Source organism: Mesorhizobium sp. Root552 (assembly GCF_001427285.1).
Lineage (GTDB): Bacteria > Pseudomonadota > Alphaproteobacteria > Rhizobiales > Rhizobiaceae > Mesorhizobium.
In genome coordinates this window covers 89,601-116,261 of record NZ_LMFV01000012.1, presented here as the reverse complement: position 1 = coordinate 116,261, position 26,661 = coordinate 89,601, and the positions used below count along the sequence as shown (strand labels likewise).

Sequence of the window (26,661 nt, the reverse complement as noted above, 5' to 3'; positions counted from 1 at the left end):
ATTGTTGAAACTCATGCCATCACAATGCAAAAGGCCGCCCGGTTGTTCCCGGACGGCCTCGCTATCAAAATTCATGTCAAACGCTATTCCGCAGCCTTCGGATAGGCAACCGGCAGATCGCCCTTGGCGGCAGGGAGAGTAGCATCTGTGGAAGGCTGCTTCTTGTCCCGACGGAACAGGCGTCGCCAGTACGCGTAGAATTTACTGTCCTTGCTTCTGGTGAAGATCATCAGCATCGACGGCGTCACTATCAGGGTAAGCACGGTCGCAAAGGCCAGGCCGAACACGATTGCGGAAGACAGCGCGATCCACCACTGCGTCGAGGGTGCATTGATCGTCGTCTCCCGGTGGAAGATTTCCAGCCCAAGCCCAAAGGCGATCGGCAGCACCCCGAGGATAGCCGACAGTGCCGTCAGCACGACCGGGCGCGCACGCTCGCGGCAGGTCTGCAGCACCGCTTCCAGCTTGTCCCAGCCTTCTTCGCGCAACCGGTCGTAGGTGTCGATCAGCACGATGTTGTTGTTCACCACCACGCCCGCGAGAGCAATCATGCCGATGCCGGACATCACGATGACGAAAGCCTGTCCGGTTGCCAGCATGCCCAGCAACGCGCCGATCATGGCCATGACCACGCAGGACAGCACCATCAGAACGCTGGTGAACTTGTTGAACTGGGCAAGCAGCACGATGAAGATCAGGAAGATCGCGGCGCCAAATGCGTTGACCAGGAACGCGCCAGCCTCGGCGCTGTCCTCGTTCGAACCTGCAAGCTTCCAGTCCACGCCCGGTTTCGCCATCTCGCCGACCGCCTTGGCCACGTCGGCCTGCACCGCAGCAACCTGAAGGCCGCTTGCCACGTTGGCCTGGATGGTGATGGTCCGCTTGCCGTCGATGCGGTTCAGGATGCCGACCGTAGGTTCCGGCTTGCGCGTGACGAAATTGGAAATCGGCACCGAACCCTGCGCCGTCTGGATACGCAACTCGTCCAATGTCGACAGCGTGCGACGGTCCTCGGGCAGGCGCAGCCTGATATCGACGGCGTCGTCGGCGCCCGCCGGCCTATAGTCCGTCAGCTTCAACCCCGTTGTGACGAGTTGCACGACCGTGCCGACTGAAGTCGGGCTGATGCCGTACTGCGCCGCCTTGGAACGGTCCACCTGCAGCGCCCAGTCGATGCCGGGCGGCGGCAGGCCATCGGACAAGTCGATCACGCCGGGCACCTTGGCCACGGCAGCGGCGACTTGCTTGGCATATTCGTTGAGGCCCGTCGGGTCGGCCGCCGACAGTTGAACCTGAATCGCCTTGCCGGTCGGCGGGCCTGCATCCGGCACGCGAACCTCGACATCGACGCCTGGAATTCCGGCCATGGCGACACGCAGGTCGTCGAGGATCTCATGGGCGGACTTGCGCTGCCGCCAGTCCACGAACTCGTAGTTGATGACGCCGACGACATCCTCAGGGATATCCTCCCCTCCACGCGTCTTGCCGACTTTCGTCAGAACCGACTTGATGCCGGGCCAGCCGAGGATTCGGCTTTCCGCCTCGGTCGTCGCCACATTCATCTCTTCCAGCGAGAGGTTGCCGCGGGCATGAACGTAGAGAAGGCCGTAGTCGGGCTCGACATTTGGGAAGAATTCGACGCCGTTGCCATACTTCACGTAGGAAAACAGCGAGCCACCGAGCAAAAGTACGGTCAGCACCAGAGCCGTGATCGGGTAATGCACGGCCTTCTTCACCACCGCCATATAGAGACCGTCGCGATGCTCTTCGCCGTGGTCCTTCGGCGGCTTGGCGAAGATCGCGCCGATCGATGGCGCGAAGATCAGGGCGTAGGCCATGGAGGCGGCGAGCGTCACGATCAGCGTGATCGGCAGGTACTTCATGAAGTCGCCAACGATGCCGGGCCAGAACAGAAGCGGCGAGAAGGCGGCGATACGGGTCATGGTGGCAGCGATGACCGGGCCGGCCATGCGCTTGGCCGCCTGCTCGAAGGCCAGCTCTTTCGGCATGCCTTCGCTCATGCGCCGCTCGGCATATTCCGTCACGATGATGGCGTCATCGACCAGCATGCCGACAGCCAGGATAAGGCTGAACAGCACGATCATGTTGATCGTGTAGCCCATCATTGCCAGCGCCAGTATACCCATCAGGAACGACGATGGGATGGCCAGGCCGATCAGCATCGAGGCGCGCCCCGACAGCGCATAGAGGATGACGATGAAGACCAGGATGACGGCGATCATCACGTGGTTCTGCAGGTCGTTCAGCAACTGGTTGACGAAGACCGACTTGTCCTGCGTGTACGTCACCTTGAGGTCGGGCAGCACCTGCGCGTTCTGGGCGACGAACTGCTCGGACACCTTCTTCGCGCCTTCGATGGTCTCGACCACATTGGCGCCGATGCGCTTCTTGACCGCAATGGTTATGGCGCTTTTGCCGTCGATGCGGGCAATCGTCTCCGCGTCCTTGAAGGTCGAACGCACGGTGGCGAGATCGCGCACGCGCACCACGGCGTTCGATCCTGCAACCACAGGAAGGTTGGCGACATCCTCCGGCGTCTCGATCAGCGCCGGCACCTTGACCGCATACTTGCCTTCAGTGCCCTCGATCGCGCCGGCTGCAACCAGGCTGTTGGAAGCGCCGATACCCTGGATCAACTGATCGAGCTGGAGGCCATAGGATGAAAGCCGTACCGGATCGATGATGGCCTCGACCTGTTCGTCGCGCGAGCCCTGGATCTCGCCTTCCAGAACGCCGGGCACCTCCTCGATGCGGTCGCGCAGGGTCTTGGCCGCGGCAGTCAGGGTGCGTTCCGGCAGGTCGCCGGACAAGGTCACGAAGACCACCGGGAATTCCGACAGGTTGACTTCGTTGACCGTTGGCTCCTCGACCCCTGCCGGTAGGTCGCGCTTGGCGTCCTGTACCTTGTTGCGGGTATCGATCAGCGCGTCGCTGAGGTCCGTCGATGGATCGAACTCCACGATGACGTTGGCGCCGCCCTGGAAAGCGTTCGACTTCATCTCCTTGAGCCCCTTGAGGCTCTTGAGCTGGGATTCGACCGGGCGCAGCAGCAGGCGCTCGGCGTCTTCCGGTGAAATGCCCTGATAGATCAGGCTGACATACATGATCGGAATGGCGACGTCAGGCTCGGCTTCCTTTGGCACTGCCCGGTAGGCAAGCGCCCCGGCAATCACCAGGAAGATCAGGACCGACAGCGTCAGGCGTGCGTTCTGGATCGCAAGTTTAACGATATCCATGCCGTGGCCTCACTGCGTACCGGATGCGTCTTGGACGAGTTTCCTGATCGCCGCTTCATCAGCGACAACGGCCTTGACCTCGTCGCCTTCCTTGACCAGATCCTGCCCGGCAATGATGACCTGCGCATCCGCAGGTATGCCTGCCAGCACCAATCCGTTCTGCGTATCGTCGATCAGGTCGATCGGATAGAACGCGACCTTGCCGTCCGAGCCCACGGCGCGAATGCCGAGATCGCCGTCCTTGCTGAGCGTCACCACCGAGCGCGGCAGCGTGATCGCGTCGGTCGGCGCTGTCTGCAATGTAATCTCCGCCGTCATGCCTGCAGGGATGGCGCCATTCGCATTGGGAATGGCGATCTCGACGCGGAATGTGCGGGTTGCCGACGAGGCGTCGCGGCTGATGTAGCGAACGGTACCCTCCACGACATCGCCACTCACAAGCCTCACTTTGGCGGTGTCGCCGATCTTGAGGTAGCCCAGATCGCGTTCGCTGATCTCGCCGCGCGCCACGATCGGGTCGAGGCTGAGGATCGTCGCGACTTCGCCACCCTGCATGATGGCGCTGCCAAGCTCGACGGCGACGCGGTCGATGACGCCATTGAACGGCGCCTTGACCTCGTTGCGAGCAAGTTCAGCCTCGGCGGCATCGAGCTGCGACTTGGCCGCCGCAAGCGCCGAACGCGCCGTATCAAGCTGCAGCTTGGGCAGGTTGCCGGTCTTGGCTAGCCGCTCGGACGCATCGATCTCCGCCTGGCGCTGGGCGAAGAGCTGCCGAGCATTGTCCACTGCCGAAACCTTCTCCTCCGCGTCGAGCATGAGGACGAGATCGCCTGTCTTGACGTGGTCGCCCTGCTTGACAGGCAGTTCGGAAATGACGCCGCCAACGCGAGTGGCCAGTACCGCGCGCTTGTCGGCTTCGGTCAGGCCGGAAATGCGGATCGCGCGCGCATGCGCCTGTCTCGGCGGCACCACGACCTTGACGGTCCTGATCGGTGCGGGCTCGGCCGCCTTCGGTTTTTCGGCTGCATTCTGATTTTCTTCCGGCGCGTCGCTGCCGACCGACGAAAAGGCGCCGGTTGCGACCCATCCTGCAAAAACGATGAGCACAACAATGGCGGCAAGCTTGTGAAACTTGAATTTTGACATTGTCATCTTTCCGGGTGCGCAATGGCCTAGCCAGGCGACGTCTGTAAGACGCCATGGTCCATATGGGTATGCGCGCTTCGCGTTCAAATCGCCGTGAGCAACGGAGCGCGCCTTCTACATCAACTTCGTGACGCGAAATAGTCAGAAAAGTTGATGAAAGAATTGACGTATCGTCAAAAGTGCATCGAAATCAGCCCGATTGCCCCACTTGATCGCCTTTCCCGCCCGATTTGGCAGCAGGCGTCAGCATGATGCGGCCAGCGGGAAGGCCCGCAGATTCCGATGTCTCGTTCGCCTCCTCGGTCCAAGGACGAAAGTGAGCCGGACATTCCGACATGCGGGACAAATTTTTTGCCGCCCGGCGAACATCGTTGCTCAAAAAACAAACCCGGGCACGAGGCCCGGGTTTGAAGTCATTGTAACCGGCACAGGCGGCTTATCAGCGGGCCCGTGACGCCTCGAAAATGCTGTCGATCGCTGCTCCCAGCGAAGCGTTGAACTCGGCATCGCTCTGGCAGGCCGAAAGGCCTTCGGTCAGGGCGCGCGAGAAACTGGCGATCATGCCGTCATTCTCTCGCAGCTTTGCATTCGCATCGTCGCGGGAATAACCACCGGACAGGGCGACGACCCGCATGACGCGAGGGTCGTCGATCAGCGGCTTGTAGAGGTTGGCCTTGGTCGGCAGCGTCAGTTTCAGCATGACCTGCTTGCCTGCCGGCACATCGGCGAGATGCTTGCGGATTTCAGCCAGCAGGATGTCTTCCGCTTGTGCCTTGTCTGCGATCGAAATTGTGACCTCTGGTTCGATGATCGGGACGAGCCCGTGTGCCAGGACCTGCCTGGCAACCTCGAACTGCTGGTCGACAACGGCGGCGATACCTTTCGGGTTCGCGGCGTCGATCACAGACCGTTCCTTCGTGCCGAAAATCCCCTTCGAAACCGCATGCTTCAAAAGGGCATCGAGGTTCGGCATCGGCTTCATCAGCTTGACGCCGTCCTTACCTTCTTCAAGGCCCTTGTCGATCTTCAGGAAGGGCACCACATGGCGCTTTTCCCAGAGATACTGAGCGGTCGGGGTGCCGTCGATCTCGCGATCCATGGTCTGCTCGAACAGGATGGCACCCATGACCTTGTCGCCGGTGAAGGCAGGCGACTTGATGATGCGGGCGCGCATCTGGTGAACGAGGTCGAACATCTCCGCATCATTGGACCAGGCGCTTTCGTTGATGCCGTAAAGCTTGAGTGCCTTCGGCGTCGAGCCGCCCGACTGATCGAGCGCCGCAATGAAGCCGTCCTTGTTTGCGGCCTGCGCGGCCATGTCCTTGTTCATCTCATTCTCCCAAAGTCGACCGATTTACAAACCAATACATCAACGCGTGCTCTAGAGCATTTTGCAACCAGGGGAAATCACCTTGCGTTACCCAAAATGCGGCTAAATAGCCAACAGGCTGCATTCGGTGCGGGTTAGGCCTCCAGAGCGTCCACGCCCGGCAGCGGCTTGCCTTCCATCCACTCCAGGAATGCGCCACCGGCAGTCGAGATATATGTGAAATCGTCGGCGACACCGGCGTGGTTGAGTGCGGCAACCGTATCGCCGCCACCAGCCACCGACACCAGCTTGCCTTCCTTGGTGCGCTTTGCCGCGTGGCGGGCTGCAGCGACCGTCGCCCTGTCGAACGGCTCGATCTCGAAGGCGCCAAGCGGCCCGTTCCAGACCAGCGTCGCGGCCCGGTCGATCCACTGATTGACCGCCTCGACCGTTTTCGGGCCAACATCCAGGATCATCGCATCCGCAGGAACAGTGCCGACGGGAACCGTCTCGTTTGCAGCGCCGGCCTTAAACTCCCGCGCCACCACGCCGTCGGTAGGCAGGATCAGCGCGCAACCGGCTTCCGCAGCCTCGATCATGATCTGCTTGGCGGTCTGGGCAAGGTCATGCTCGGCGAGCGACTTGCCGACATTGGTACCGCGCGCGGCGAGGAAGGTATTGGCCATACCGCCGCCGATGACGAGCGCATCGACTTTCCTGACCAGGTTCATCAACAGGTCGATCTTGGTCGAGACCTTTGCGCCGCCGATGATGGCGATGACCGGCTTTACCGGGTTGCCGAGACCCTTTTCCAGCGCGCCGAGTTCGGCTTCCATGGTCCGCCCGGCAAAAGCCGGCAGCAGCCGGGCAAGGCCCTCGGTCGAGCAATGCGCACGATGCGCGGCGGAAAACGCGTCGTTGACGTAGAGGTCGCCATTGGCGGCCAGCTTCCTCGTAAAGTCGGGGTCGTTGTTTTCCTCCGCCTTGTAGAAGCGCGTGTTCTCCAGCAGAAGCACGTCACCGTCCTTCATCGCGCCCACGGATGCGGCAGCCTTCTCGCCGATACAATCGGCGGCGAAGCCAACCGGGCGACCCAGAACCTTGGCAGTCGCCTTGGCGATCGGCTCTAGCGAAAACTCCGGCGAAGGGCCGTCTTTCGGACGCCCAAAATGCGCGAGCAGAATGACCTTGGCGCCCTTCTTCGACAGTTCCTCGATAGTCGGCGCGATACGCTCGATGCGGGTCGCGTCAGTAACCTTGCCGTCCGCCATTGGCACATTGAGATCGACCCGGACCAGCACGCGCTTGCCGGTTACGGTGCCCATGTCGTCGAGCGTCTTGAAGCCTGCCATGACTATTTCTTCTCCGCAAAAGCCGCCGGACCATACCCGGCGCGGCTGGCGATGCAAGCTCGCGCCGCCAGCGACAATGAAAATCTTTCAAAACCTGCCGTCAGGCCGCCGTAGGCGGTGCATCTTCAGGCGTTTCGGTTTCGCCCTGCCCCGGCTGATCGGGCTTCAGCGCCACGATCCGGGGCTCCTCCGCCATCGCTTCGGGAGTCGGCTGCTCATCGGCGACTGCTCCTTCCGGACCAGGCATCTTCCGCCTTCTGCCCCTGAACAGCTTGACCATACGGTCGTAGATCTCACCGGCGCTGAGAAACACCGGAACCCGCGCCACCGGCGCCGTCGGCTCGAACGAAAGGCCGAGGCTGATGACGCGCCCTTTTTCATCGACATCGCGCACGATCAGTTCGATCGGTTCGAGCGAAAGGCGGTCGGCATATTCAGCATGGCCGCCTAACCGGCTCACCACCAGTTGCCCGACCGTCAGCTTGCGCTCGGCTTCCGTCAGAGCGGGACCGTAGGCCGCCTCGAGTTCGGCAGCAGGACGCCCCGGATCGACGGCGAAAGCGCCGAAGAAATCGGCATCTTCCGGATCCACCGTGGCGCGGCTCGCAAACAGCTTGTCGAGCAGGCGCGGATAGCGATCGGGCACGAAGATGTAGACGTTGTCGCCTGCTGCGAGCCGTCCCATGTCCTGGAAACGCATGGAGCGGCCTTCGCGCACGACCAGCGACGGGCGCGCCCATCGTGGAATACGTTCGCCCCGCGCCACCGGGCTGCCGGGCGCTACCTTGTAGGCCAGCAGCTCATGGCGCGCCGAACCCGGCAATTCCAGTTCGACCTTGTTGAGAGGCCCGAGCCGTGACGGCACGATGAGGCCAAGACGCCGTGCCAGCGGCCCGACCGTCCAGCCCTGTACGACAAGCGACACGAGAACGACAATGAAGGCGACGTTGAAGATGAAGCGCCCGTTTTCCAGTCCGCCGAGCATTGGCGTTATCGCTAGCAGGATGGAGACTGCGCCTCGCAGGCCGACCCAAGAGATGAACGCGACCTCCGGGCGCGGTAGCCGGAACGGGATCAGGCAGAGCCAGACCGCAATCGGCCGGGCAATAAATGCCAGGAACAGGCCGAGCAGCACCGCTGGAATGAGGATCGCTGGAAACTGCGAAGGCGTGGCAAACAGGCCAAGCACCAAAAACATGATGATCTGCGCCAGCCACGACATGCCGTCCTGGAATCGCTTCAGCATGGTGACGGCGCGGATATCGGAATTGCCTGCCACCATTCCAGCCAGATAGACAGCGAGGAAACCTGAGCCGCCTAGGCTCCCGGCAGCGGCAAAGACGGTAAGCGAAAGCGTCAGCACGAAGATCGGCAAAAGCCCGTGGTCGAGATTGAGCCGGTCCACCAGTCGCACGATTGCCATGCCGCCGAGGATGCCGACGGTCGCCCCGATGCCCATGCTGAGAATAAACCCGAAGACAAGGTCGAGCACGACCAGATCGGCCTGGCTGTCTGCGCCGGCTGCGATGATTTCGACCAGCGTGATGGTCAGGAAGATCGCAATCGGGTCATTGCTTCCCGACTCGATTTCAAGGGTCGAACGCACGCGCTCGCGAAGATTGATCTCGCCGGCGCGCAACAGGAAGAACACTGCCGCCGCATCGGTTGATGCGACCGCCGCTCCGAGCAGAAGCGATTCCAGCCACGACAGGTCGAGCAGGTAGAATGCAGCGGTCGCGAAGACGACGGCGGTTATCAGGACGCCAACGGTGGCAAGCGACAGCGCCGGCCCCGCCGCTTGCCGCAGCGCGTTGAGCGGCGTGCCGAACCCGGAGTCGAACAGGATGACGGCCAGCGCAAGCGATCCGGCGAAGTAGGCTACTTGCGCATTGTCGAACTGGATGCCGAGGCCATCACCACCCGTGATCAGGCCGATGCTGAGGAAGAGAAGAAGCAGAGGTGCGCCAAAGCGGAAGGCGATCAGGCTGGAGAACGCCGCCGCGATCACAAGCCCGGTGCCGACCAGCGTCACCAGATAGATCGCGTGTTCCATACCCCCACTTCCCTTCGGCTTGCGTCCCCCTGTCAGGGTGCAATTTTCTGCATAAGGCAGAGTGAGGCGAAGACATGGCGTTGGGCAAGCTTTTCAGGGCAAATATCTGCTTGGGAAGTATATTTTTTGCCTGGCCCAATCAAAACAAAACGCCCGGTTGAAGCCGGGCGTCCTGCAACAATGTTGAAAGCTGAAAATCAGCCGATGGTCTTGCCAAAGGCAACAGCCGTGTCGGCCATGCGGTTGGAGAAACCCCACTCGTTGTCGTACCAGGACATGACACGCACGAGATTGCCCTCGATGACCTTGGTCTGGTCGAGCGCGAAGGTCGACGAGGCCGGATTGTGGTTGAGGTCGATCGAAACCAGCGGCTCCTCGGTGTAGGCCAGGATGCCCTTAAGCGGCCCTTTGGCGGCATCCACCAGCACCTTGTTGACCTCTTCGACGGTCACGTTGCGCTTGGGCACGAACTTGAAGTCGATGACCGACACATTGGGCGTCGGAACGCGGATCGACACGCCGTCGAGCTTGCCCTTCAGTTCCGGCAGGACGAGGCCGACCGCCTTGGCCGCACCGGTCGAGGTCGGGATCATCGACATCGCCGCGGCGCGGGCGCGGTAGAGGTCCTTGTGCATGGTGTCGAGCGTCGGCTGGTCGCCCGTATAGGCGTGAACCGTCGTCATGAAGCCCTTCTCGATGCCGAAGGCGTTGTTCAGCACCATGGCGACCGGCGCGAGGCAGTTGGTGGTGCACGACGCGTTGGAGATGACGATGTGGTCCTTGGTCAGCTTGTCGTGGTTGACGCCGTAGACCACCGTCAGGTCGGCGCCGTCGGCAGGAGCCGAGACGATGACGCGCTTGGCGCCAGCGGTCAGGTGGGCCGAGGCCTTGTCCTTCGAAGTGAAGATACCGGTGCATTCAAGCACGATGTCGATGCCGAGATCGCCCCAGGGCAACTTCGACGGGTCGCGCTCGGCGAACACCTTGAATGATTCCGAACCGACGCTGATGCTGTTGCCGTCAACCTTCACCTCGTTGGGGAAGCGGCCGTGCACGCTATCGTAGCGCAGGAGATGCGCGTTGGTCTCGACCGGGCCGAGGTCGTTGATGGCGACCACGTCGATATCCTTGCGGCCGCTCTCATAGATCGCGCGCAAAATGTTGCGGCCGATACGGCCAAAGCCATTGATGGCAACCTTCAAAGTCATAGTCATCTCCTGGGGGCGGAAACTCGTCCGCCGTTTCATAACGGCGGACGCTGGAGGAATCCACCACCCGCCATGCGGTTCAAATCGATTTGCCGGATCTGGCCTAGTAACTCCTTGAGCCTGCTTGGCCTCGTCCCTGCCTTTACTTGCCTTTCAGCCGCGCTTCGGCCGCTTTCGCGGCATGCTCGGCGGTGATGCCGAAATGCGGATAGAGCTTCTCGATCGGCGCGCTGGCGCCAAAGCCGGTCATGCCGATGAAAATGCCGTCCGTGCCGATCAACGCATCCCAGCCCTGGCGAATGCCGGCCTCGATGGCCACCTTCACCTTGGCGTTACCCAGCGTCGCCTTGCGGTAGCTTTCACTCTGTTTTTCGAACAGTTCGAAGCAGGGCACGGAAACGACGCGCGTCGGTTGGCCCTTCTCCTGTAACAGCTTGCGCGCTCCAAGCGCGATCTCGACTTCCGAACCGGAAGCGAAGATCGTCACCGCCGCCTCGCCGCCTTCGGCAGCCGCGAGTTCATAGGCACCCTTGCCGCACAGATTGTCCTTGGCAAATTCGGTGCGCACCGCCGGCAGGTTCTGGCGGGTCAGCGCCAACGTGGAGGGCGTCTTTTCCGATTCCAGCGCAATCTGCCAGCACTCCGCCGCCTCGGTCGCGTCGGCCGGGCGGAACACATAGTGGTTGGGGATGGCGCGAAGTGCGGCCAGATGCTCGACCGGCTGGTGGGTCGGGCCATCTTCGCCAAGGCCGATCGAATCGTGCGTCATCACGAAGATCGAGCGGATACCCATCAGCGACGCCAGCCGCATGGCCGGGCGCGCATAGTCCGAGAAGCACATGAACGTCCCGCCATAGGGAATGACGCCGCCGTGCAGCGCCAGCCCGTTCATCGCCGCCGCCATGCCGTGCTCGCGGATGCCGTAGTGGACATAGCGCTCGCCGTAGTTGCCGGGCGTGATGTTCTTCGTCTGGCTGGTCTTGGTGTTGTTCGAGCCGGTCAGGTCGGCCGAGCCGCCAATGGTCTCCGGCATCACGCCGTTGATGACCTCGAGAGCCATTTCCGACGATTTGCGCGTGGCGACCTTCGGCTTGTCCGTAGCGAGCTTCTTCTTGTAGTCGGCGATCACGGCGTCGAAGTTCTTCGGCAGCTCACCGCTCTGGCGCCGTTCGAACTCGGCGCGCTTGGCGGCATCTGTCTTGGCCAGCCGCCCTTCCCAGTCAGTGCGTCCCTTCGCGCCGGCCTTGCCGGCGGCGCGCCACGCATCGAGGATGTCGGCAGGGACATCGAACGGCTCCGAGCTCCAGCCAAGGAATTTGCGGGCGCCTGCAATTTCTTCCGCACCGAGCGGCGAGCCGTGAACCTTGTTGGTCCCGGCCTTGGTCGGCGCGCCGAAGCCGATCGTCGTCTTGGCGGCGATCAGCGTCGGCTTTTCGGAATGACGCGCCGCCTCGATCGCATAGGCAAGCGCTTCGGGGTCCATGCCGTCGACATGCATGGCGTTCCAGCCGGACGCCTGGAAGCGCGCCACCTGGTCGGTCGAGTCGGACAGCGACACCGGTCCGTCGATGGAGATGTCGTTGTTGTCCCAGATAACGATCAGCTTGTTCAGCTTCAGATGGCCAGCCAGCGAAATCGCTTCCTGGCTGATGCCTTCCATCAGGCAGCCGTCGCCGGCCAGGACATAGGTGTAGTGATCGACGAGATCGTTGCCGAACGCCGCATTCATGATCCGCTCGCCGAGTGCGAAGCCGACCGAATTGGCGATGCCTTGGCCGAGCGGGCCGGTCGTCGTCTCGATGCCGCTGGCATGGCCATATTCGGGATGGCCGGCGGTGCGCGAACCGAGCTGGCGGAAATTCTTGATCTGGTCGAGGGTCATGTCCTCGTAGCCGGTCAGGTAGAGCAGCGAGTAAAGCAGCATCGAGCCGTGGCCAGCCGACAGGATGAAGCGGTCGCGATCCGGCCAGTGAGGGTCCTTGGCATCGAACTTCAAGAAGCGGGTGAAAAGCACCGTGGCGATGTCCGCGCAGCCCATCGGCAGGCCGGGGTGACCGGAATTGGCTTTCTCCACGGCATCCATGGAAAGAAAGCGGATCGCGTTGGCCATCCGATCATGTTGTTCACGCGAGAGCATGGTTCCTCCAGGGAGCGGCTTTGAGAGCTTGGGAAAAGGTGCGCGACACATAGCAGCCACGCGCTTTTAGTCAACAAAAGCGGTGCATTTCAGCGGATTCGCCGCAGCTTTACCCGTTCTCCTGCCCCGTTAGCGGGGGACAGCGCGAGAGCTTTGTTGACGCATGCTTCACCCGGTGCCTAATGTTTCAAGGATAACGCGTTCTGAACGCGCACGATTCGGTGATGGGCAAAAGACAGGATAAGAGCCATGACCGGGGACACCACGCTCAAGGAAGTCATCGCCAGGCTGGGCAAGGCCATGGAAAGCCTGGAGAGTGCCGTTGCCGCAAGGCTGGAGCACGAGCGGGACTACTCAGAGGCCGAGGCTGAAGTGCAGCGCATGAACGCGGATCGGTCGCGCCTGGCTCAGGAGCTTGACAATTCGGAGGCCCGCGCCGAGCGGCTCGAAGACGCCAACAAGGAGGTGTCGCGCCGGCTGGTGACAGCCATGGAAACCATCCGCGCGGTGCTGGACAGGTAGGATTGAGAGTGTCGAAATGGCCCAGGTGACGGTTTCGATAGACGGCAAGCAATACCGCATGGCCTGTGACGAGGGCCAGGAAGAGCATCTTATCGATCTGGCCGAGCGCTTCGACCGCTACGTTCTGCATCTCAAGGATTCGTTCGGCGAGATCGGCGACCAACGCCTCACCGTCATGGCCGGCATTATGGTCATGGACGAGCTTTCCGAACTGCAAAAGCGCATCAAGGGCATGGAAAGCGAGGTGCAGACCTTGCGCAAGACCCGTGACGACGCCCTGACCAAGGCCGACAAGAACGACTCCGCTTTGACCGGCGCATTGGGCGCGCTGGCGCAGCGCATGGAAGACCTTGCCTCGACCCTGACGATCCGCAAGGATTGATCGCGTTCGTTCACAGAATGAACGTATCGTTATTGCCTGGATATAGAGAATAATTTTGCTCGCCAATGCAGGCAGCATGCGTCCGGCGTTTTTGAGCCAAGCGCAATCTGGTGCTATAAACATTGCAACGGGCGAGCTTGCATAGGAATAATATACTCAGGCCCGCCTGCACGGCTTTCATTTTTCAACAAAGTCAGGACAGGCAAGTACCATGACCCTCCGTATCAACGACATCGCTCCGGATTTCAGCGCCGACACGACCGATGGGCCTATTCATTTCCATGAATGGATTGGCGACGGCTGGGCCGTACTTTTCTCCCACCCCAAGGATTTCACTCCGATCTGCACCACCGAGCTCGGCACCATGGCCGGCCTGAAGGGCGAGTTCGACAAGCGCAACGCCAAGATCATCGGCATTTCGGTCGACCCGGTGGAAAGCCACAACAAGTGGAAGGGCGACATCCAGAAGGCCACCGGCCACGCGGTCAATTATCCGATGATCGGTGACCGCGAACTCAAGGTCGCCAAGCTCTATGACATGCTTCCGGCAACGGCAGGCGAGACCTCCGAGGGCCGCACGCCAGCCGACAACCAGACGGTGCGCTCGGTCTTCGTCATCGGCCCGGACAAGAAGATCAAGCTGGTCCTCACCTATCCGATGTCGACCGGCCGCAATTTCCAGGAAATCCTGCGCGCCATCGACTCCATCCAACTTACCGCCAAGTTCCCGGTCTCTACACCGGCCGACTGGAAGCCGGGCGAGGATATCGTCATTGCCGGTTCGGTCTCTGACGAAGATGCCCTCAAGCGCTTCGGCGCCTTCGAAACCGTCCTGCCCTACATCCGTAAGGCCAAGCAGCCATCGGCTTGATCCGAGACAAGCGGCGGATCGATAGCGATCCGCCGTGAAACTCTCCGGGCAATTCCAATAAAAAAGGCGCCGCCGGAAATTCCGGCGGCGCCTTTTTCAACAACAACTGAATGCTCAGCCAGCCGGATGGGCGTCGATCGTCCTCAGGGACTGGGCCTGGCGCTTGGCGGCGGCCTTGACCGCATCCTGCACCTTTTCAAAAGCGCGCACCTCGATCTGGCGCACGCGCTCGCGCGAAATGTCGAACTCGGCCGACAGTTCTTCCAGCGTCAACGGCTCCTCGGAGAGCCGGCGCGCCTCGAAGATGCGCCGCTCGCGATCGTTCAGCACCGACATCGCACCCGCCAGCATGCTGCGGCGATTGTCGAGTTCGTCCTGCTCGATCAGCATCTCTTCCTGGCTGTCATGGTCGTCGACCAGCCAATCCTGCCACTCGCCGCTTTCGCCTTCGGTCGCCCGGATAGGTGCGTTAAGCGATGCGTCGCCCGAAAGGCGGCGGTTCATCGACACCACCTCCTCTTCGGAGACGTTGAGCCGCGTCGCGATCTCGGTGATCTGCTCAGGCTTCAGGTCGCCGTCGTCCAGCGCCTGGATCTTGCCCTTCACCTTGCGCAGGTTGAAGAACAGGCGCTTCTGGTTGGCGGTGGTGCCCATCTTGACCAGGCTCCACGAGCGCAGGATGTACTCCTGAATCGAGGCCTTGATCCACCACATCGCATAGGTAGCCAGCCGGAAACCGCGTTCCGGCTCGAATTTCTTGACGGCCTGCATCAGGCCGACATTGCCTTCCGAAATGACTTCGCCGATCGGCAGGCCATAGCCGCGATAGCCCATGGCGATCTTGGCCACGAGCCTCAAATGGCTGGTGACCAGCTTGTGCGCCGCAGACGTGTCGTCATGCTCGCCGTAACGCTTGGCAAGCATGTACTCTTCCTGCGGCTGCAGCATGGGAAAGCGGCGGATTTCTTCCAGGTAGCGGGTCAGGCCGCCTTCTCCGGAAACAATACTGGGCAATGACTGGGCCATAAAGCGCCCTCCTCTCTTCGAGTAATGCCCCCAAAACGCGGCGGGCATATGGCGCGGATGCCTGGAGCGCACATCCGCAATCAGCTATATACAGGAACAAAACCAGAAAAGACAGCATTTGTTCAAGTCGAAACAGACTGTCACGCTGAAGTGAACAATGCGAGTCAGGTTTTCTGGTGGCAGGATCAGGATTGTTGATGGGAAGTCAGGATGCGTGGATCAAGACTATGGCGGGGCCAAAGCCATCGGGTTGAGAACCGGCATCTGGAAATGATGCCGCTTTCAGCCCGCCATCTTCAAAATCCTAGAGAAGTCGAAAGCCGCTGACGAGTTCCTCCATGTCCCCCGGCATCGGCGCTTCGAATGTCATCGGGATATGGGTAGCGGGATGGACGAATTCAAGCAGGCGCGCATGCAGTGCCTGCCGCGGAAACGCCTGCACTTGTCCGCGCAGCGGTTCCGGCAGCCGGTTGGCCTTGGTGCGGAAGGCCTGGCCATAATCGGGGTCGCCCACGACAGGATGGCCGATATGCGCCATATGCACCCTTATCTGGTGAGTCCGGCCGGTTTCGAGTCGGCATTCGACAAGGCTGGCAGTCGTGAACTGCGACTGGTCCTCTCCGTACCGCTCCTCGATCGTGTAATGGGTCACGGCATGACGGGCATCCTCGCGGCTTTCCGGCACGACGGCGCGGCGCACCCGGTCAGCGGCGCGGCCGAGCGGCGCATCGACCGTTCCCGTTGCCCGCTGCGGAATGCCCCAGACAAGCGCGACATAGGCGCGTTGCATGCCGCTGCTGCGGCCGTGGTCGGCAAAGGCTTCCGACAACGCCTTGTGGGCCCTGTCCGTCTTGGCCGCCACCATGACGCCGCTGGTCTCCTTGTCCAGCCTGTGCACGATCCCCGGACGCTTCACCCCGCCTATCCCCGACAGGCTTGCCCCGCAGTGATGGATCAAGGCGTTGACCAGTGTCCCGGTCCAGTTGCCCGCGCCCGGATGGACGACCAGCCCGGCCGGCTTGTTGATGACGATCAGTTCGTCGTCCTCGTAAAGCACGTCGAGCGCGATTGCCTCGCCCTGCGGTTCTGCGGGCTCAGGCTCAGGCATCTCGACCGAAACCACTTCGCCCGCCGCCATCTTGCGCTTGGCTTCCGCGACGACCGTCCCTCCCAGGCGCACCGCGCCTTGCTTGATAAGCATCTGCACGCGGCTGCGCGAAAGCTCTGGGCCAAGCGCCGTGGCAAGCCATTGGTCGAGGCGCTGGCCTGCCGCATCTGCGCCGGCTTCCAGTTCGATCGAAGCGCCCCCTATCAATCTTTTGGCCTGTTCGCTATGAGCGCTCATCTGTTCAAACTGTTCCGGAAATTGCCATGACCCGGCCTTATGCCGATGAAGAGGAAGAAAAGCCGCTCGATCCGTCGGTCGAAAAGGTGCGCAAGAAGCTCATCCGCTTCATGGGGATCAATCTCGGCCTTCTGTTCCTCGCCCTTATGGTGGTGATCGTGGCCCTTGTCTATAAATCGCGCACCGTCGAGAATCCCGCCCCGGTGCTCGCCGGCGATATCCAGGTGCCGGCCGGTCAGCCTATGGAAGGCGATATCGTGCTGCCGGTCGGCGCAAGGATCGTCTCGCAATCGATCTCCGGCAATCGCATTTCCCTGGACGTCGAGCTTGCCGAAGGCGGCCGCGTCATCTTCGTCTATGACATCGCCGAGCAGCGCCTGGTCGGACGCTTCGCCGTAAGGACGAAGTAACTGTCGCGATCAACTGTTCGAAGGGATGTGATCTTCGTCTTGAAACTGTATTGGAACTCTGCCTATCTAAGCAGTGTCACCTGATTTGATTGGTGATTTGGTTGTTCTTGATGCGAAAGGAAAGACACTGAGAACAGCACTGCGGAAGAAGGCCGATATCGTGCCTTCGCCGGCCGGGATCAGCGCAAGCGACACCCGCGCCATCGATACAGTCCTTGTCAGTCTGGAAGACTCCAAGGCCGAAAATATCGTCTCAATCGACATTCAGGGAAAATCGAGCCTGGGCGACTACATGGTCATCGCCTCGGGCCGATCGAACCGCCATGTCGCGGCTGTTGCCGATCACCTGCTCAAGGCGCTCAAGGATGCCGGCTACGGCAATGCGCGCGTCGAGGGGTTGGCCAGCGCCGACTGGGTCCTGATCGATTCCGGCGATATCATCGTCCATGTCTTCCGGCCGGAGGTTCGCGACTTCTACAATCTGGAAAAGATGTGGCAGGCGCCGGACCTGGAGGAAGAAACGCTGCATTAGAAAGGCGCACGCCGCTTTTCTGGCGCTGAACCGCGGATAGCCCTGTCGAAAACCGATCAGGTTTTCGGAGTGAGTGCGGCTTGCGTTTCGATTTCCGCAATCGTCAACGGCCAGGACCTGGAATGAAAATCTCCGTGCATGCCGTGGGCCGCATGAAATCCGGCCCCGAAAAGGAACTTGCCGACCGCTATTTCGAGCGCTTCGCCAAGGCAGGGCCGGCCATAGGTCTTGAATTCACTGGCATAACCGAAACACCTGAAGGACGCGGCCAGACCGCCAGCGAGCGGCGGCGCGAGGAAGGCCAGAAGCTGCAAGGGCAATTGCAGGCCGGCAGCGCGCTCGTCCTGCTCGATGAACGTGGCAAGAATTTTTCATCAGAAGAGTTCGCAGGCCGTCTCGGCCTGTTTCGCGACGGTGGCCGCAAGGCGCTGGTCGTTGCCATCGGCGGACCGGATGGCCATGACCAGTCGCTGCGCGATCAGGCGGATCTGGTGGTCTCGTTCGGAGAACTGACCTGGCCGCACCAGCTCGTCCGGGTCATGCTGGGTGAACAGCTCTACCGTGCCGCAACGATCCTGTCCGGCCACCCTTATCACCGCGCCTGAACGGCGGAATTGGCCGTCGCCCGGATTTTCGCCCCAATCTCCATCAATTTGCGCTGGAAGAAAGCGGTTCCCGGGATTCATTCGAGACCAGAATCGCTCTAGTGTCGGACCGGATGTCAGATCGCGCACAAGTCAAGCACGCCCGCGGCAGTGCCAGCCACCTCGTCGTGGCTTCGGCACTTTTGCTTTTCGCTGGCCGCGCCGAAGCGCAGGCAATTCCCGATGGTGTGCCCGATCCGCAAAGCAATCAGGCCGAATACGAGCGCGTCACCAGGGAAATCACCCTGTCGTCGGAGCGCATGGCCAGGCTCGCCGCCGATATCGCCTCTGTCCGCAAGGACTACGCCAGCATCACTGCGGCCCTCATCCAGTCAGCCAAGACCGAGCAGAAGCTCGGCCAGGACATTGAGGATATCGGCGCCAAGCTGGATGGCCTGAAGGAGCAGGATGCCAAGATCCGTGCATCTCTGGCTTCACGCCGCGACGTTCTTGCCGAAGTGCTCGGAGCTTTGCAGCGCATGGGCATCAGCCCGCCGCCGGCAATCCTGGTCAAGCCGGAGGACGCGCTTGCTTCCGTGCGCAGCGCCATTCTGCTTGGCGCCGTGGTCCCGGAGTTGCGTGAGCAGACCGAAGATCTGATGGCCGACCTCAAGGAACATTCGCGCATCACCGCCTCCATCGATGCCGAACGCGTGAAGCTTACCGAATCGGTCACCGACCAGATCGCTGAAAAGCAGCGCCTGACGCTTCTTCTGGAAGCCAAGAAGAAGTTCCAGGCCGAAACCCAGGCCGCAATCGTCGCCGAACAGCAACGCGCGAGGGAGCTTGCCGATAAGGCCAGGAGCCTGAAGGAACTGATCGCCTCGCTGGAAACCGACGCCAGGCACAAGGCTGCCGTCGATCAGTCGGAAACAGCGGCCCTGCCCGTTCCTGAAGCCAATCAGTTGCTTGACCAGGTGCCGTTTTCCGCCTTGCGCGGCCAGGTCGCCTTGCCTGTAACGGGCAAGATCAAGCGTCGCTTCGGCGCCGGCGACGGTAACGGCTCGGTGATGCAGGGCGACATGGTTGCGACACAATCGGGCGCGATTGTAACCGCCCCGGCGGACGGGAGCGTACTTTATGCGGGGCCGTTTCGTTCCTACGGACAACTCTTGATCCTCGATGCCGGCGACGGCTATCATGTCGTGCTGGCGGGGATGAACCGGTTGACCGTCGCGTCCGGTCAATCCGTGCTCGCGGGAGAGCCGGTCGGCGCGATGGGTGAAGCAAGGGTGGCAAGCACCTCGGCGACACAGAATGCAGATGCCACGCCGGAACTTTATGTCGAGTTCCGCAAGGATGGAAAACCCGTTGATCCGACCCCATGGTGGGCGGACCGCTTCTCTGGAAGGACGTGAAATGATGCGGAAATTCTCGCTTCTGTTTGCCGGTGCGCTTATGGGCGCATCCGCCATGAGCCTGGTTTACGGCGCTCCCGGCTCTGCGGCAAACGCAGCGGGCTCAGAGACCTACAAGCAGCTGGCGATTTTCGGCGACATCTTCGAGCGCGTTCGCGCCCAGTACGTTACGCCGCCTGACGACAAGTCCCTGGTCGAAAATGCCATCAACGGCATGCTGACCTCGCTCGATCCGCATTCGTCCTACATGAACGCCGAGGCGGCGCAGGACATGCGCGTCCAGACCAAGGGCGAATTTGGCGGCCTGGGTATCGAGGTCACCATGGAAAACGACCTCGTCAAGGTGATCACGCCGATCGACGACACGCCTGCCGCCAAGGCCGGAGTCATGGCCGGCGACTTCATCGCCAAGATCGACGGCGAGGAAGTCAGGGGGCTCACCCTCAACGACGCCGTGCAGAAGATGCGCGGCCCGGTTTCCACGCCGATCACGCTGACCATCCTGCGCGAGGGCGCCGACAAGCCGCTGGAAATCAAGGTCGTGCGCGACATTATCAAGGTCAAGGCAGTCAAGTTCCGGGTCGAAAACGACATCGGCTACATGAAGATCACGTCCTTTACCGAAAAGACCTATGACGATCTGGAATCGGCCATCCAGACAATCAAGAAGCAGGTTCCGAAGGACAAGCTGAAAGGCTACGTGCTCGATCTGCGCCTCAACCCCGGCGGCCTGCTCGACCAGGCGGTCAGCGTCTCCGATGCGTTCCTCGACCGCGGCGAGATCGTCTCCACCCGTGGCCGCGACCCCAAGGACGTGACCCGCTTCGACGCCAAGGCCGGCGACGACATCGACGGAAAGCCGCTGATCGTGCTCATCAACGGCGGTTCGGCCAGCGCATCCGAGATCGTGGCCGGCGCCTTGCAGGACCTTCGCCGCGCGACCGTGGTCGGCACGCAATCCTTCGGCAAGGGCTCGGTGCAGACCATCATCCCATTGGGCAAAAACGGCGCCCTGCGCCTGACCACCGCGCTCTACTACACGCCGTCGGGCAAATCGATCCAGGGCAAGGGCATCACGCCCGACATCAAGGTCGACCAGCCGGTGCCGGCCGAATTGCAGGGCCGCGACCTCACCAGAGGCGAGTCCGACCTCAAGGGCCACATCAAGGGCGCCGACGAAAGCGATACCGGGTCCGGCTCAGCCGCCTATGTGCCGCCGGAGCCCAAGGACGACCTGCAGCTCATCTATGCCGAGCAGTTGCTGCGCGGCGAAAAGACCGACGCCGCCTTCCCGCCGAACCCGGACAAGGCTGTGCTCAACCAGTAGAAGCTCCGTCAGGGTCTGGTGACCCGATCGAAGCAATGCCATTCTGCCGGGACCGCAAGGTTCCGGCAGTTTGATTCGGGGATACTGCTTGCCTGACGCCATCAAGGATATCGAACGGCCGCTGGGACAGGACCTGGATGGGCCGCGTGCGCCTGCCAAGTCGCGCAGTCTCAGCCGTGGTTCGATCGCCGCAGCGCTCGCCGTGGTCGCGCTTGTCGGCGTCTCCGCAGCCATTGCGCTGCGCGAACCTGCCCTGCGCAATCCCCAACCGGTCGCCACCACCACGCCCCAGGTGACTGCGCCGGCTGAAACTGCCGCCGCTGCCCAGGCGCCGGCAGCGCCGAAGGTCGAGACGGCATCCAAACCGGATGGCCCACAAATCATTCATCTCCAGCCCGACCCGGCCCAGAACGGCGGCATCGTCATTCATGATCCTTCAGCCGTCGGTCAGGACCTTCGCGTCGCGCATCTCCCCGACAAGGCGCTTATCGAGCAGAGCGAAACCGGACCGCTGCCCATCCGCGCCGCCGACGGCAGGCGGCCCTTCGACGTCTACGCCCGGCCGTGGTCCGGTGCGCGCGGCGCGCGCGTCGCTATCGTCATCGGAGGGCTTGCCGTGTCGCAGACCGGTACCCAGTCGGCGATCGCCAAGCTTCCGCCCGAAGTGACGCTTGCTTTTGCTTCCGGCGGCAATAGCATCGGCCGCTGGATGGAGGAAGGACGCCGGCGCGGCCATGAAATCGTCATGCAGATGCCGATGGAGCCGTTCGACTATCCGACTGTCAATCCGGGCCGCAACACGCTCACGGTCGATGCCACGCCGGAACAGAACCTTGTAAGCCTGCGCCGCGTGCTCTCGCGCACCACCAACTATACCGCCGTGATGAACTACATGGGCGCGCGCTTCACCGCCGAACAGGACGCCATGGCGCCCATCATGGCCGAGCTTGCCAAGCGTGGCCTCGGCTATATCGATGATGGCTCCTCGTCCCGCAGCCGCGCCCCGGATCTCGCCACGCAGGACGGCGTGCCGCTTGCCGTTGCCGACACGCAGATCGACGCCACCCAGGATCGCGCCGCCATCCTGAAGAAGCTCGATGAGCTGGAAGCCACCGCGCGCGCCAAGGGCTTCGCGATTGGTATCGGTTCGGCCTTTGACGTCACCGTCGATGCCGTCGCCTCATGGGCCAACGAAGCCAAGCTGCGCGGCATTGAAATCGTCCCGATCTCGGCTGTCGCTGCCGACCCGAAGAAGCCCTGAGCCTGCAGAGAAAATCCAGACATGTCCAAGAAGAAGCCCGTCGATCCCGAATCGCTGCCCTACCGGCCATGTGTCGGCTTGCTGGTTCTGAACGGCGAAGGGCGGGTTTGGGTCGGGCATCGCATCGCCGAGCCTGATAGCGAGTTTTCCGGCACGAGCATGCTGTGGCAAATGCCGCAAGGCGGCATCGACGAAGACGAAGAGCCGCTTCCGGCAGCCCACCGCGAGCTTTTTGAAGAAACCGGCATGAAAAGCCTGACCCTTCTGGCCGAAGCACCCCGCTGGATCAACTACGACCTGCCGCCGCATCTTGTCGGCATTGCCTTCAAGGGCCGCTATCGTGGCCAGACCCAGAAATGGTTCGCCTTCCGTTTCGATGGCGACGACAGCGAAATCAGGATCAACCCGCCTCCGGGCGGCCACAAGGCCGAGTTCAACCAATGGGACTGGCGACCGATGGGCGAGTTGCCCGGCCTCGTGGTGCCGTTCAAGCGCAAGGTCTACGAAGAGGTCGTGGCAGCCTTCCGCCACCTTGTTCCGTAGGGTCAGGACCTATTGGCTCTTCGAACGCATTGCCTCGTTGATGCCCCACATGTCCTTCTCGTCCGGCGCGGTCTCCAGGTCGAGAACGGGCAGCATCTTGCGCAGGTGGTCGTGATGGGTGCGCACGCCATATTCGAGGTCGGAGAGGAAGAAGCCGCCGAAAGCTTCCGACAGCATGGATTCGTTCGACCACACTGAAAGCTGGACGTCTTCCGCCATGGTGTCGCGATCGATCCGGAAAGCCAGATACCGGGCAGCGGCCTGTTCCCTGGTCTCGTCGCGATAGCGATAGATGGCTCCACGCAAGAGCGTCTCGCCGGTCGACAACGGAAACTCCTGGTAGAACTGCACGGATTCGGGCATCGCGGCGATCACCGCGTTCGGGAATATCCCGTAATAGATCCACGCCTTCTTCAGATGCTCCGGCAGATGCTTCGGCTGCGGAGCGATCTTGATGTAGTTCTTGACACTCCAGCGCCGTCCCGCATGCGGATTGTAGGCGGCAAACGAACGGGAAACGCCGTTGACGAACGGCTCGTCGTAATAGGTCGCCCCATAGAGATCCTGCAGCGCCGGATGCGCCATTGCGACGTGGTAGCCCTCATTGTCGACATCGCGCACCGACTTCCAGTTAACCTGGCTTTTCTGCGTCCAGATCCCCCACGACGGCACCATGTCGGCAACGCCGTAGTGCGAAAGCTCCGCCTCGATCGGCTTCAAGAGTTCTGCCACAGACGGCTGCGGCCCATCATTGCGGAAACGGATGAAAATCAAACCCATCCAGATTTCCAGATCGATCGGCATGAGGCCGAATTCGGTCTTGTCCAGATCGGGGAAGGAGCGCGGGCGCGCAGCACCGCGCAGCGTGCCATCGAGATTGTAGACCCAGCCGTGGAAAGGGCACACCAGCGCGTTCTTGCAACTGCCTTGCGTGTCGGCAACGACGCGGGAGCCGCGATGCCGGCAGATATTGTGGAATCCGCGCACCTCGCCGTCCTTGCCGCGCACCACCAAGGCGCGTTCGCCAAGCACGTCCATGGTCAGGTAGTCGCCGGCATTCGGCATGTCGCTGACATGGCCGATGATCTGCCAATGGTTGCGAAAGACGTATTCTTTCTCCAGTTCCAGCAACGCGTTGGAATGGTAACTCCAGCCAGGCAAACCCCTGCGATCCCAATCGTTTGGAATGGCCACATCACGAATGTGCGGGTTCATGGCAAACTCATCTGTTATTGAATAATCATTCAATATAGGCATATTTGCTATTGAAATGCAATGGCTTGCGCCTTTACGAAAGTTTCGCGATAGCTTTGGGGCAGGGCTGGAAGGACACCCTTGCCGTTTCCGGCGCGCGGAAAAACCTCAAGGTTTCCGTGTCTTAGACATATGTCTGGCACAGGCGAACGGACATCGATTTCGCCTCGTCAATTACCCGCCGGTTTACATATGGTCCGCATTGCGCCGCCGTCCCGGCAATGCTGCCTTGAGACACGCAGCGGCCGGCGGGGTCGCAGCGATCAATCCACACTGTTCACAGGGCACGGTTACATCCGTGTCTACGTAATAAGGAGTAGTCCCGGACTAGGTCGGAACGGAATTTTGCAGATATTTCCAGATGATGCACGAAACACAGCCTTAAGGTGGCCGGCAACAGGCATTTGGCCTTTGTTGCGTCGTCACTCATAGATGCTACTTTCACCGCTACGCAGATCATTTTCAACGCCTCACTGACCGGATTGGCGATTTCATGTTTGGATCGCGGTGGATGGGTTTTGGTTTTTTGAAGTCCTACCGAAATGCCCGCCGCTGGACGAAAGTGGCCGGCCTTGCCGCGATCTGCACTCTTGCCTTGGGCATTTTCGCCGTGTTCCCCGGCGTCGCGCGCATAGCCCATGATGTTTACTACGAGCCACCCTCCATAACAGCTGTTTTCCCGGCCAACGGGACAACCGAAGTGCCCGCGGGCACCAAGATACAGGTGAGTTTCGACCGCCAGCTCGGCAGGTCGGCGGAGGCCGTCGATTTTCACCTGAGCGACAACGAAGGCAACCCCGTCAACGGTTCGGTCAGGTTCGACGATCTGCTGACGACCGCTACCTTCACGCCAAACCAGCCTCTCGCTCCCGGCCAGATCAAGGTTGGCGTCACGATCGGCCAGGGCCAGCCTAAGGCATGGCATTTCAGCGTCCCGCAGAAGCTGCCGCTCGTCACCGGGCACGGCGGACCGATCATGCTCATCACGACAGGCCAGAACCCGTTCGAGGCGTTCTACAGCGAGATCCTCAGGGCCGAAGGGTTGACGAGCTTCCTCAGCGTGGACATCGCCAAGCTGGATGACGCCCTCCTCGATGCGCATTCGGTTGCGATCGTATCGGGCCCGGTTTCCGATCCCGGCAAACTGGCCATGTTGCAGTCATGGGTAATGGAGGGCGGCAAGCTCATTGCGATGCGGCCCTCGGGCAATCTTGCCGAACTGGCCGGCCTGTCCTCTCCCTCAGGCGCAGTCGAGGACGGTTATCTTAAAATGGATACGGCAGCGGCGCCGGCGAAGGGGCTCGTCGCCGAGACGATCCAGTTTCACGGCACCGCCGATATCGTCGCGCCGTCCGAAGGGGTCCATACCGTTGCAACGCTTTTCCGCGACGCAGACACATCGGCCGATGCGCCCGCCGTCACGGTGCGCGGCATGGGCGACGCCGGCGGTCAGGTGGCCGCCTTCACTTTCGATCTGGCTCGCTCGACCGTCCTCACCCGCCAGGGCAATCCGGATTGGGCAGGGCAGGACCGCGACGGCCTCGAGCCTGTTCGGCCCAACGACCTGTTCTATGCAGCTGCCGCGCGGAACCCTCAGCCCGATTTCGTCAATCTCGACAAGATCACCATCCCGCAGGCCGACGAGAACATGCGCCTGCTGTCTAACCTGATCGCCTACCTGACCTACGACGCCACCCCTTTGCCGAAATTCTGGTATTTCCCCAAGGGCGCCAAGGCAGTGCTGGTCATGGCCGCCGACGATCACGGCACAGGCTCCGGCACGCGGGACTCGTTCGACCGTATGCTGGCGCTCAGCCCGAAGGGATGCGATCCCGCGAAATGGGAATGCGCTCGCGCGACATCGTGGATGTATGAGACATCGGGCATGGTGGACCGCCAGGCGGCGACCTATGCGGCACAGGGCTTCGACATCGGCTCGCATGTCAGCACCTACTGCCACAACTGGTCGGAGCAGTCGCTCAACCTGGCCTTTTCGCGCGACCTCGAGAAATTCCGCCAGACCTTCCCGAGCCTCTCGCCGCAACAGGGAAGTCGGCTGCATTGCATCGTCTGGAGCGACTACGCCAGCCAGCCCAAGATCGGCCGCAGCTGGGGCATACGCTACGACATGAACTACTACTACTGGCCCAAGGACTGGATAAAGGGCCAGACCGGTTTCATGACCGGCTCCGGCCTGCCGATGCGCTTCAGCGACACCGATGGCGAACTGATCAACGTCTACCAGCAGGAGACCCATCTGGTCGACGAGGTCTTCGCGTCCGCGCCGGAAGCCGTCGCTGCCCTCCTCGACCGTGCCACCGGCCCCGAGGGCTACTACGGCGCATTCGGCACCCACTACGACTTTCACAACGATTTCGACGTGCAGTTGATGGAGATCGCCACAAAGCGTGGCGTTCCCATGGTCTCCGTCCAGCAGATGCTCGACTGGGCCGATGGCCGCTATGCGTCCTCCTTCGACATTGCCAGTTGGCAGGCCGGTACTCTCACCTTCGACCTGAAAGCGGATGGGCGTACCGCCGACATGCTGCAGGGGATGCTGCCGCTCCACTCGGCAGCCGGGCGGCTGATCGAACTGCGGCGCAACGGCGATGAAGTCGCTTTCTCGGCGGAAACCCGCAAGGGCGTGGAATATGGCCTGTTTCAGGGCCTCTCCGGTCGCTACAGGGCGATTTATTCCCAGACTTCAGCCTCGAACTGAATGCT

General features: G+C 61.6%; 21 protein-coding genes. 11 read left to right on the top strand and 10 right to left on the bottom strand.

Annotation, left to right across the window (positions count from 1 at the left end; genetic code table 11):
- Positions 1 to 83: 83 nt before the first annotated feature.
- From ASD50_RS06850 to tkt, 7 genes are all read right to left on the bottom strand, one after another.
- The gene (locus ASD50_RS06850) at positions 84 to 3,257 is read right to left on the bottom strand and encodes an efflux RND transporter permease subunit (RefSeq protein WP_056237927.1); all 3,174 of its coding nucleotides are present in this window, start codon (positions 3,255 to 3,257) and stop codon (positions 84 to 86) included.
- Positions 3,258 to 3,266: 9 nt separating this feature from the next.
- Positions 3,267 to 4,403 carry an efflux RND transporter periplasmic adaptor subunit gene (locus ASD50_RS06845; protein WP_082549524.1) on the bottom strand — a complete coding sequence of 379 codons (1,137 nt, stop codon included), beginning with the start codon at positions 4,401 to 4,403 and terminating at the stop codon, positions 3,267 to 3,269.
- Positions 4,404 to 4,842: 439 nt separating this feature from the next.
- Entirely contained in the window at positions 4,843 to 5,733 is an 891-nt protein-coding gene (locus tag ASD50_RS06840; RefSeq protein ID WP_056237924.1) for a fructose bisphosphate aldolase, read from the bottom strand.
- 134 nt (positions 5,734 to 5,867) lie between these two features.
- The gene (locus ASD50_RS06835; RefSeq protein ID WP_056237923.1) at positions 5,868 to 7,064 is read right to left on the bottom strand and encodes a phosphoglycerate kinase; all 1,197 of its coding nucleotides are present in this window, start codon (positions 7,062 to 7,064) and stop codon (positions 5,868 to 5,870) included.
- Between the two features lie 100 nt (positions 7,065 to 7,164).
- A complete protein-coding gene (locus tag ASD50_RS06830) occupies positions 7,165 to 9,117 on the bottom strand; it encodes a potassium/proton antiporter (RefSeq protein ID WP_082549523.1) in 1,953 nt (650 codons plus the stop codon).
- Between the two features lie 197 nt (positions 9,118 to 9,314).
- On the bottom strand, positions 9,315 to 10,325 hold the full coding sequence (gene gap, locus ASD50_RS06825; RefSeq protein WP_056237920.1) for a type I glyceraldehyde-3-phosphate dehydrogenase: 1,011 nt from the start codon (positions 10,323 to 10,325) through the stop codon (positions 9,315 to 9,317).
- Positions 10,326 to 10,467: 142 nt separating this feature from the next.
- On the bottom strand, positions 10,468 to 12,462 hold the full coding sequence (tkt, locus tag ASD50_RS06820) for a transketolase (protein ID WP_056237918.1): 1,995 nt from the start codon (positions 12,460 to 12,462) through the stop codon (positions 10,468 to 10,470).
- A gap of 249 nt (positions 12,463 to 12,711) precedes the next feature.
- Here tkt and ASD50_RS06815 point away from each other — a divergent pair, with 249 nt between their 5' ends.
- The 3 genes from ASD50_RS06815 to ASD50_RS06805 all read left to right on the top strand — a co-directional run bounded on the left by ASD50_RS06815 (position 12,712) and on the right by ASD50_RS06805 (position 14,237).
- Positions 12,712 to 12,984, top strand: a complete 273-nt coding sequence (locus tag ASD50_RS06815) for a DUF4164 domain-containing protein (RefSeq protein ID WP_056237915.1) — start codon at positions 12,712 to 12,714, stop codon at positions 12,982 to 12,984.
- 16 nt (positions 12,985 to 13,000) lie between these two features.
- Positions 13,001 to 13,366 (top strand): cell division protein ZapA, encoded by a 366-nt coding sequence (locus ASD50_RS06810; RefSeq protein ID WP_056237911.1) that lies wholly within the window; start codon positions 13,001 to 13,003, stop codon positions 13,364 to 13,366.
- Between the two features lie 211 nt (positions 13,367 to 13,577).
- The gene (locus tag ASD50_RS06805) at positions 13,578 to 14,237 is read left to right on the top strand and encodes a peroxiredoxin (protein ID WP_056237907.1); all 660 of its coding nucleotides are present in this window, start codon (positions 13,578 to 13,580) and stop codon (positions 14,235 to 14,237) included.
- A 114-nt stretch (positions 14,238 to 14,351) separates the two neighbouring features.
- On the opposite strand, the gene rpoH is transcribed toward ASD50_RS06805, so the two are convergent.
- Complete coding sequence (gene rpoH, locus ASD50_RS06800) at positions 14,352 to 15,263, bottom strand: RNA polymerase sigma factor RpoH (protein WP_056237904.1); 912 nt, start codon at positions 15,261 to 15,263, stop codon at positions 14,352 to 14,354.
- Between the two features lie 304 nt (positions 15,264 to 15,567).
- Entirely contained in the window at positions 15,568 to 16,608 is a 1,041-nt protein-coding gene (locus tag ASD50_RS06795) for an RluA family pseudouridine synthase (RefSeq protein WP_056237902.1), read from the bottom strand.
- A 26-nt stretch (positions 16,609 to 16,634) separates the two neighbouring features.
- Between ASD50_RS06795 and ASD50_RS06790 the strand changes: the two genes are divergently transcribed.
- The 7 genes from ASD50_RS06790 to ASD50_RS06760 all read left to right on the top strand — a co-directional run bounded on the left by ASD50_RS06790 (position 16,635) and on the right by ASD50_RS06760 (position 22,683).
- Entirely contained in the window at positions 16,635 to 17,018 is a 384-nt protein-coding gene (locus tag ASD50_RS06790) for a hypothetical protein (protein ID WP_056237900.1), read from the top strand.
- A gap of 160 nt (positions 17,019 to 17,178) precedes the next feature.
- On the top strand, positions 17,179 to 17,550 hold the full coding sequence (rsfS, locus tag ASD50_RS06785) for a ribosome silencing factor (RefSeq protein ID WP_056238716.1): 372 nt from the start codon (positions 17,179 to 17,181) through the stop codon (positions 17,548 to 17,550).
- Positions 17,551 to 17,672: 122 nt separating this feature from the next.
- The gene (gene rlmH / locus ASD50_RS06780) at positions 17,673 to 18,155 is read left to right on the top strand and encodes a 23S rRNA (pseudouridine(1915)-N(3))-methyltransferase RlmH (protein ID WP_056237897.1); all 483 of its coding nucleotides are present in this window, start codon (positions 17,673 to 17,675) and stop codon (positions 18,153 to 18,155) included.
- A gap of 113 nt (positions 18,156 to 18,268) precedes the next feature.
- On the top strand, positions 18,269 to 19,552 hold the full coding sequence (locus ASD50_RS06775; RefSeq protein WP_056237895.1) for a murein hydrolase activator EnvC family protein: 1,284 nt from the start codon (positions 18,269 to 18,271) through the stop codon (positions 19,550 to 19,552).
- A gap of 1 nt (position 19,553) precedes the next feature.
- The gene (locus ASD50_RS06770) at positions 19,554 to 20,879 is read left to right on the top strand and encodes a S41 family peptidase (protein ID WP_056237891.1); all 1,326 of its coding nucleotides are present in this window, start codon (positions 19,554 to 19,556) and stop codon (positions 20,877 to 20,879) included.
- A gap of 88 nt (positions 20,880 to 20,967) precedes the next feature.
- Complete coding sequence (locus tag ASD50_RS06765) at positions 20,968 to 22,140, top strand: divergent polysaccharide deacetylase family protein (protein WP_056237887.1); 1,173 nt, start codon at positions 20,968 to 20,970, stop codon at positions 22,138 to 22,140.
- Between the two features lie 21 nt (positions 22,141 to 22,161).
- A complete protein-coding gene (locus ASD50_RS06760) occupies positions 22,162 to 22,683 on the top strand; it encodes an RNA pyrophosphohydrolase (RefSeq protein WP_056237884.1) in 522 nt (173 codons plus the stop codon).
- A gap of 9 nt (positions 22,684 to 22,692) precedes the next feature.
- On the opposite strand, the gene ASD50_RS06755 is transcribed toward ASD50_RS06760, so the two are convergent.
- Positions 22,693 to 23,898, bottom strand: coding sequence for an aromatic ring-hydroxylating oxygenase subunit alpha (locus ASD50_RS06755; protein WP_056237879.1), 1,206 nt, complete (start codon positions 23,896 to 23,898; stop codon positions 22,693 to 22,695).
- A 550-nt stretch (positions 23,899 to 24,448) separates the two neighbouring features.
- On the opposite strand from ASD50_RS06755, the gene ASD50_RS06750 reads away from it, so the two are divergent.
- Positions 24,449 to 26,656 (top strand): Ig-like domain-containing protein, encoded by a 2,208-nt coding sequence (locus tag ASD50_RS06750; protein ID WP_056237874.1) that lies wholly within the window; start codon positions 24,449 to 24,451, stop codon positions 26,654 to 26,656.
- The last annotated feature ends 5 nt before the right edge of the window (positions 26,657 to 26,661 follow it).

Coding starts and splice junctions, on each gene's coding strand:
- ASD50_RS06850 (WP_056237927.1), bottom strand. CDS start 3,257: ATGGATATCGTTAAACTTGCGATCCAGAACGCACGCCTGACGCTGTCG.
- ASD50_RS06845 (WP_082549524.1), bottom strand. CDS start 4,403: ATGTCAAAATTCAAGTTTCACAAGCTTGCCGCCATTGTTGTGCTCATC.
- ASD50_RS06840 (WP_056237924.1), bottom strand. CDS start 5,733: ATGAACAAGGACATGGCCGCGCAGGCCGCAAACAAGGACGGCTTCATT.
- ASD50_RS06835 (WP_056237923.1), bottom strand. CDS start 7,064: ATGGCAGGCTTCAAGACGCTCGACGACATGGGCACCGTAACCGGCAAG.
- ASD50_RS06830 (WP_082549523.1), bottom strand. CDS start 9,117: ATGGAACACGCGATCTATCTGGTGACGCTGGTCGGCACCGGGCTTGTG.
- gap (WP_056237920.1), bottom strand. CDS start 10,325: ATGACTTTGAAGGTTGCCATCAATGGCTTTGGCCGTATCGGCCGCAAC.
- tkt (WP_056237918.1), bottom strand. CDS start 12,462: ATGCTCTCGCGTGAACAACATGATCGGATGGCCAACGCGATCCGCTTT.
- ASD50_RS06815 (WP_056237915.1), top strand. CDS start 12,712: ATGACCGGGGACACCACGCTCAAGGAAGTCATCGCCAGGCTGGGCAAG.
- ASD50_RS06810 (WP_056237911.1), top strand. CDS start 13,001: ATGGCCCAGGTGACGGTTTCGATAGACGGCAAGCAATACCGCATGGCC.
- ASD50_RS06805 (WP_056237907.1), top strand. CDS start 13,578: ATGACCCTCCGTATCAACGACATCGCTCCGGATTTCAGCGCCGACACG.
- rpoH (WP_056237904.1), bottom strand. CDS start 15,263: ATGGCCCAGTCATTGCCCAGTATTGTTTCCGGAGAAGGCGGCCTGACC.
- ASD50_RS06795 (WP_056237902.1), bottom strand. CDS start 16,608: ATGAGCGCTCATAGCGAACAGGCCAAAAGATTGATAGGGGGCGCTTCG.
- ASD50_RS06790 (WP_056237900.1), top strand. CDS start 16,635: ATGACCCGGCCTTATGCCGATGAAGAGGAAGAAAAGCCGCTCGATCCG.
- rlmH (WP_056237897.1), top strand. CDS start 17,673: ATGAAAATCTCCGTGCATGCCGTGGGCCGCATGAAATCCGGCCCCGAA.
- ASD50_RS06775 (WP_056237895.1), top strand. CDS start 18,269: ATGTCAGATCGCGCACAAGTCAAGCACGCCCGCGGCAGTGCCAGCCAC.
- ASD50_RS06770 (WP_056237891.1), top strand. CDS start 19,554: ATGATGCGGAAATTCTCGCTTCTGTTTGCCGGTGCGCTTATGGGCGCA.
- ASD50_RS06760 (WP_056237884.1), top strand. CDS start 22,162: ATGTCCAAGAAGAAGCCCGTCGATCCCGAATCGCTGCCCTACCGGCCA.
- ASD50_RS06755 (WP_056237879.1), bottom strand. CDS start 23,898: ATGAACCCGCACATTCGTGATGTGGCCATTCCAAACGATTGGGATCGC.
- ASD50_RS06750 (WP_056237874.1), top strand. CDS start 24,449: ATGGGTTTTGGTTTTTTGAAGTCCTACCGAAATGCCCGCCGCTGGACG.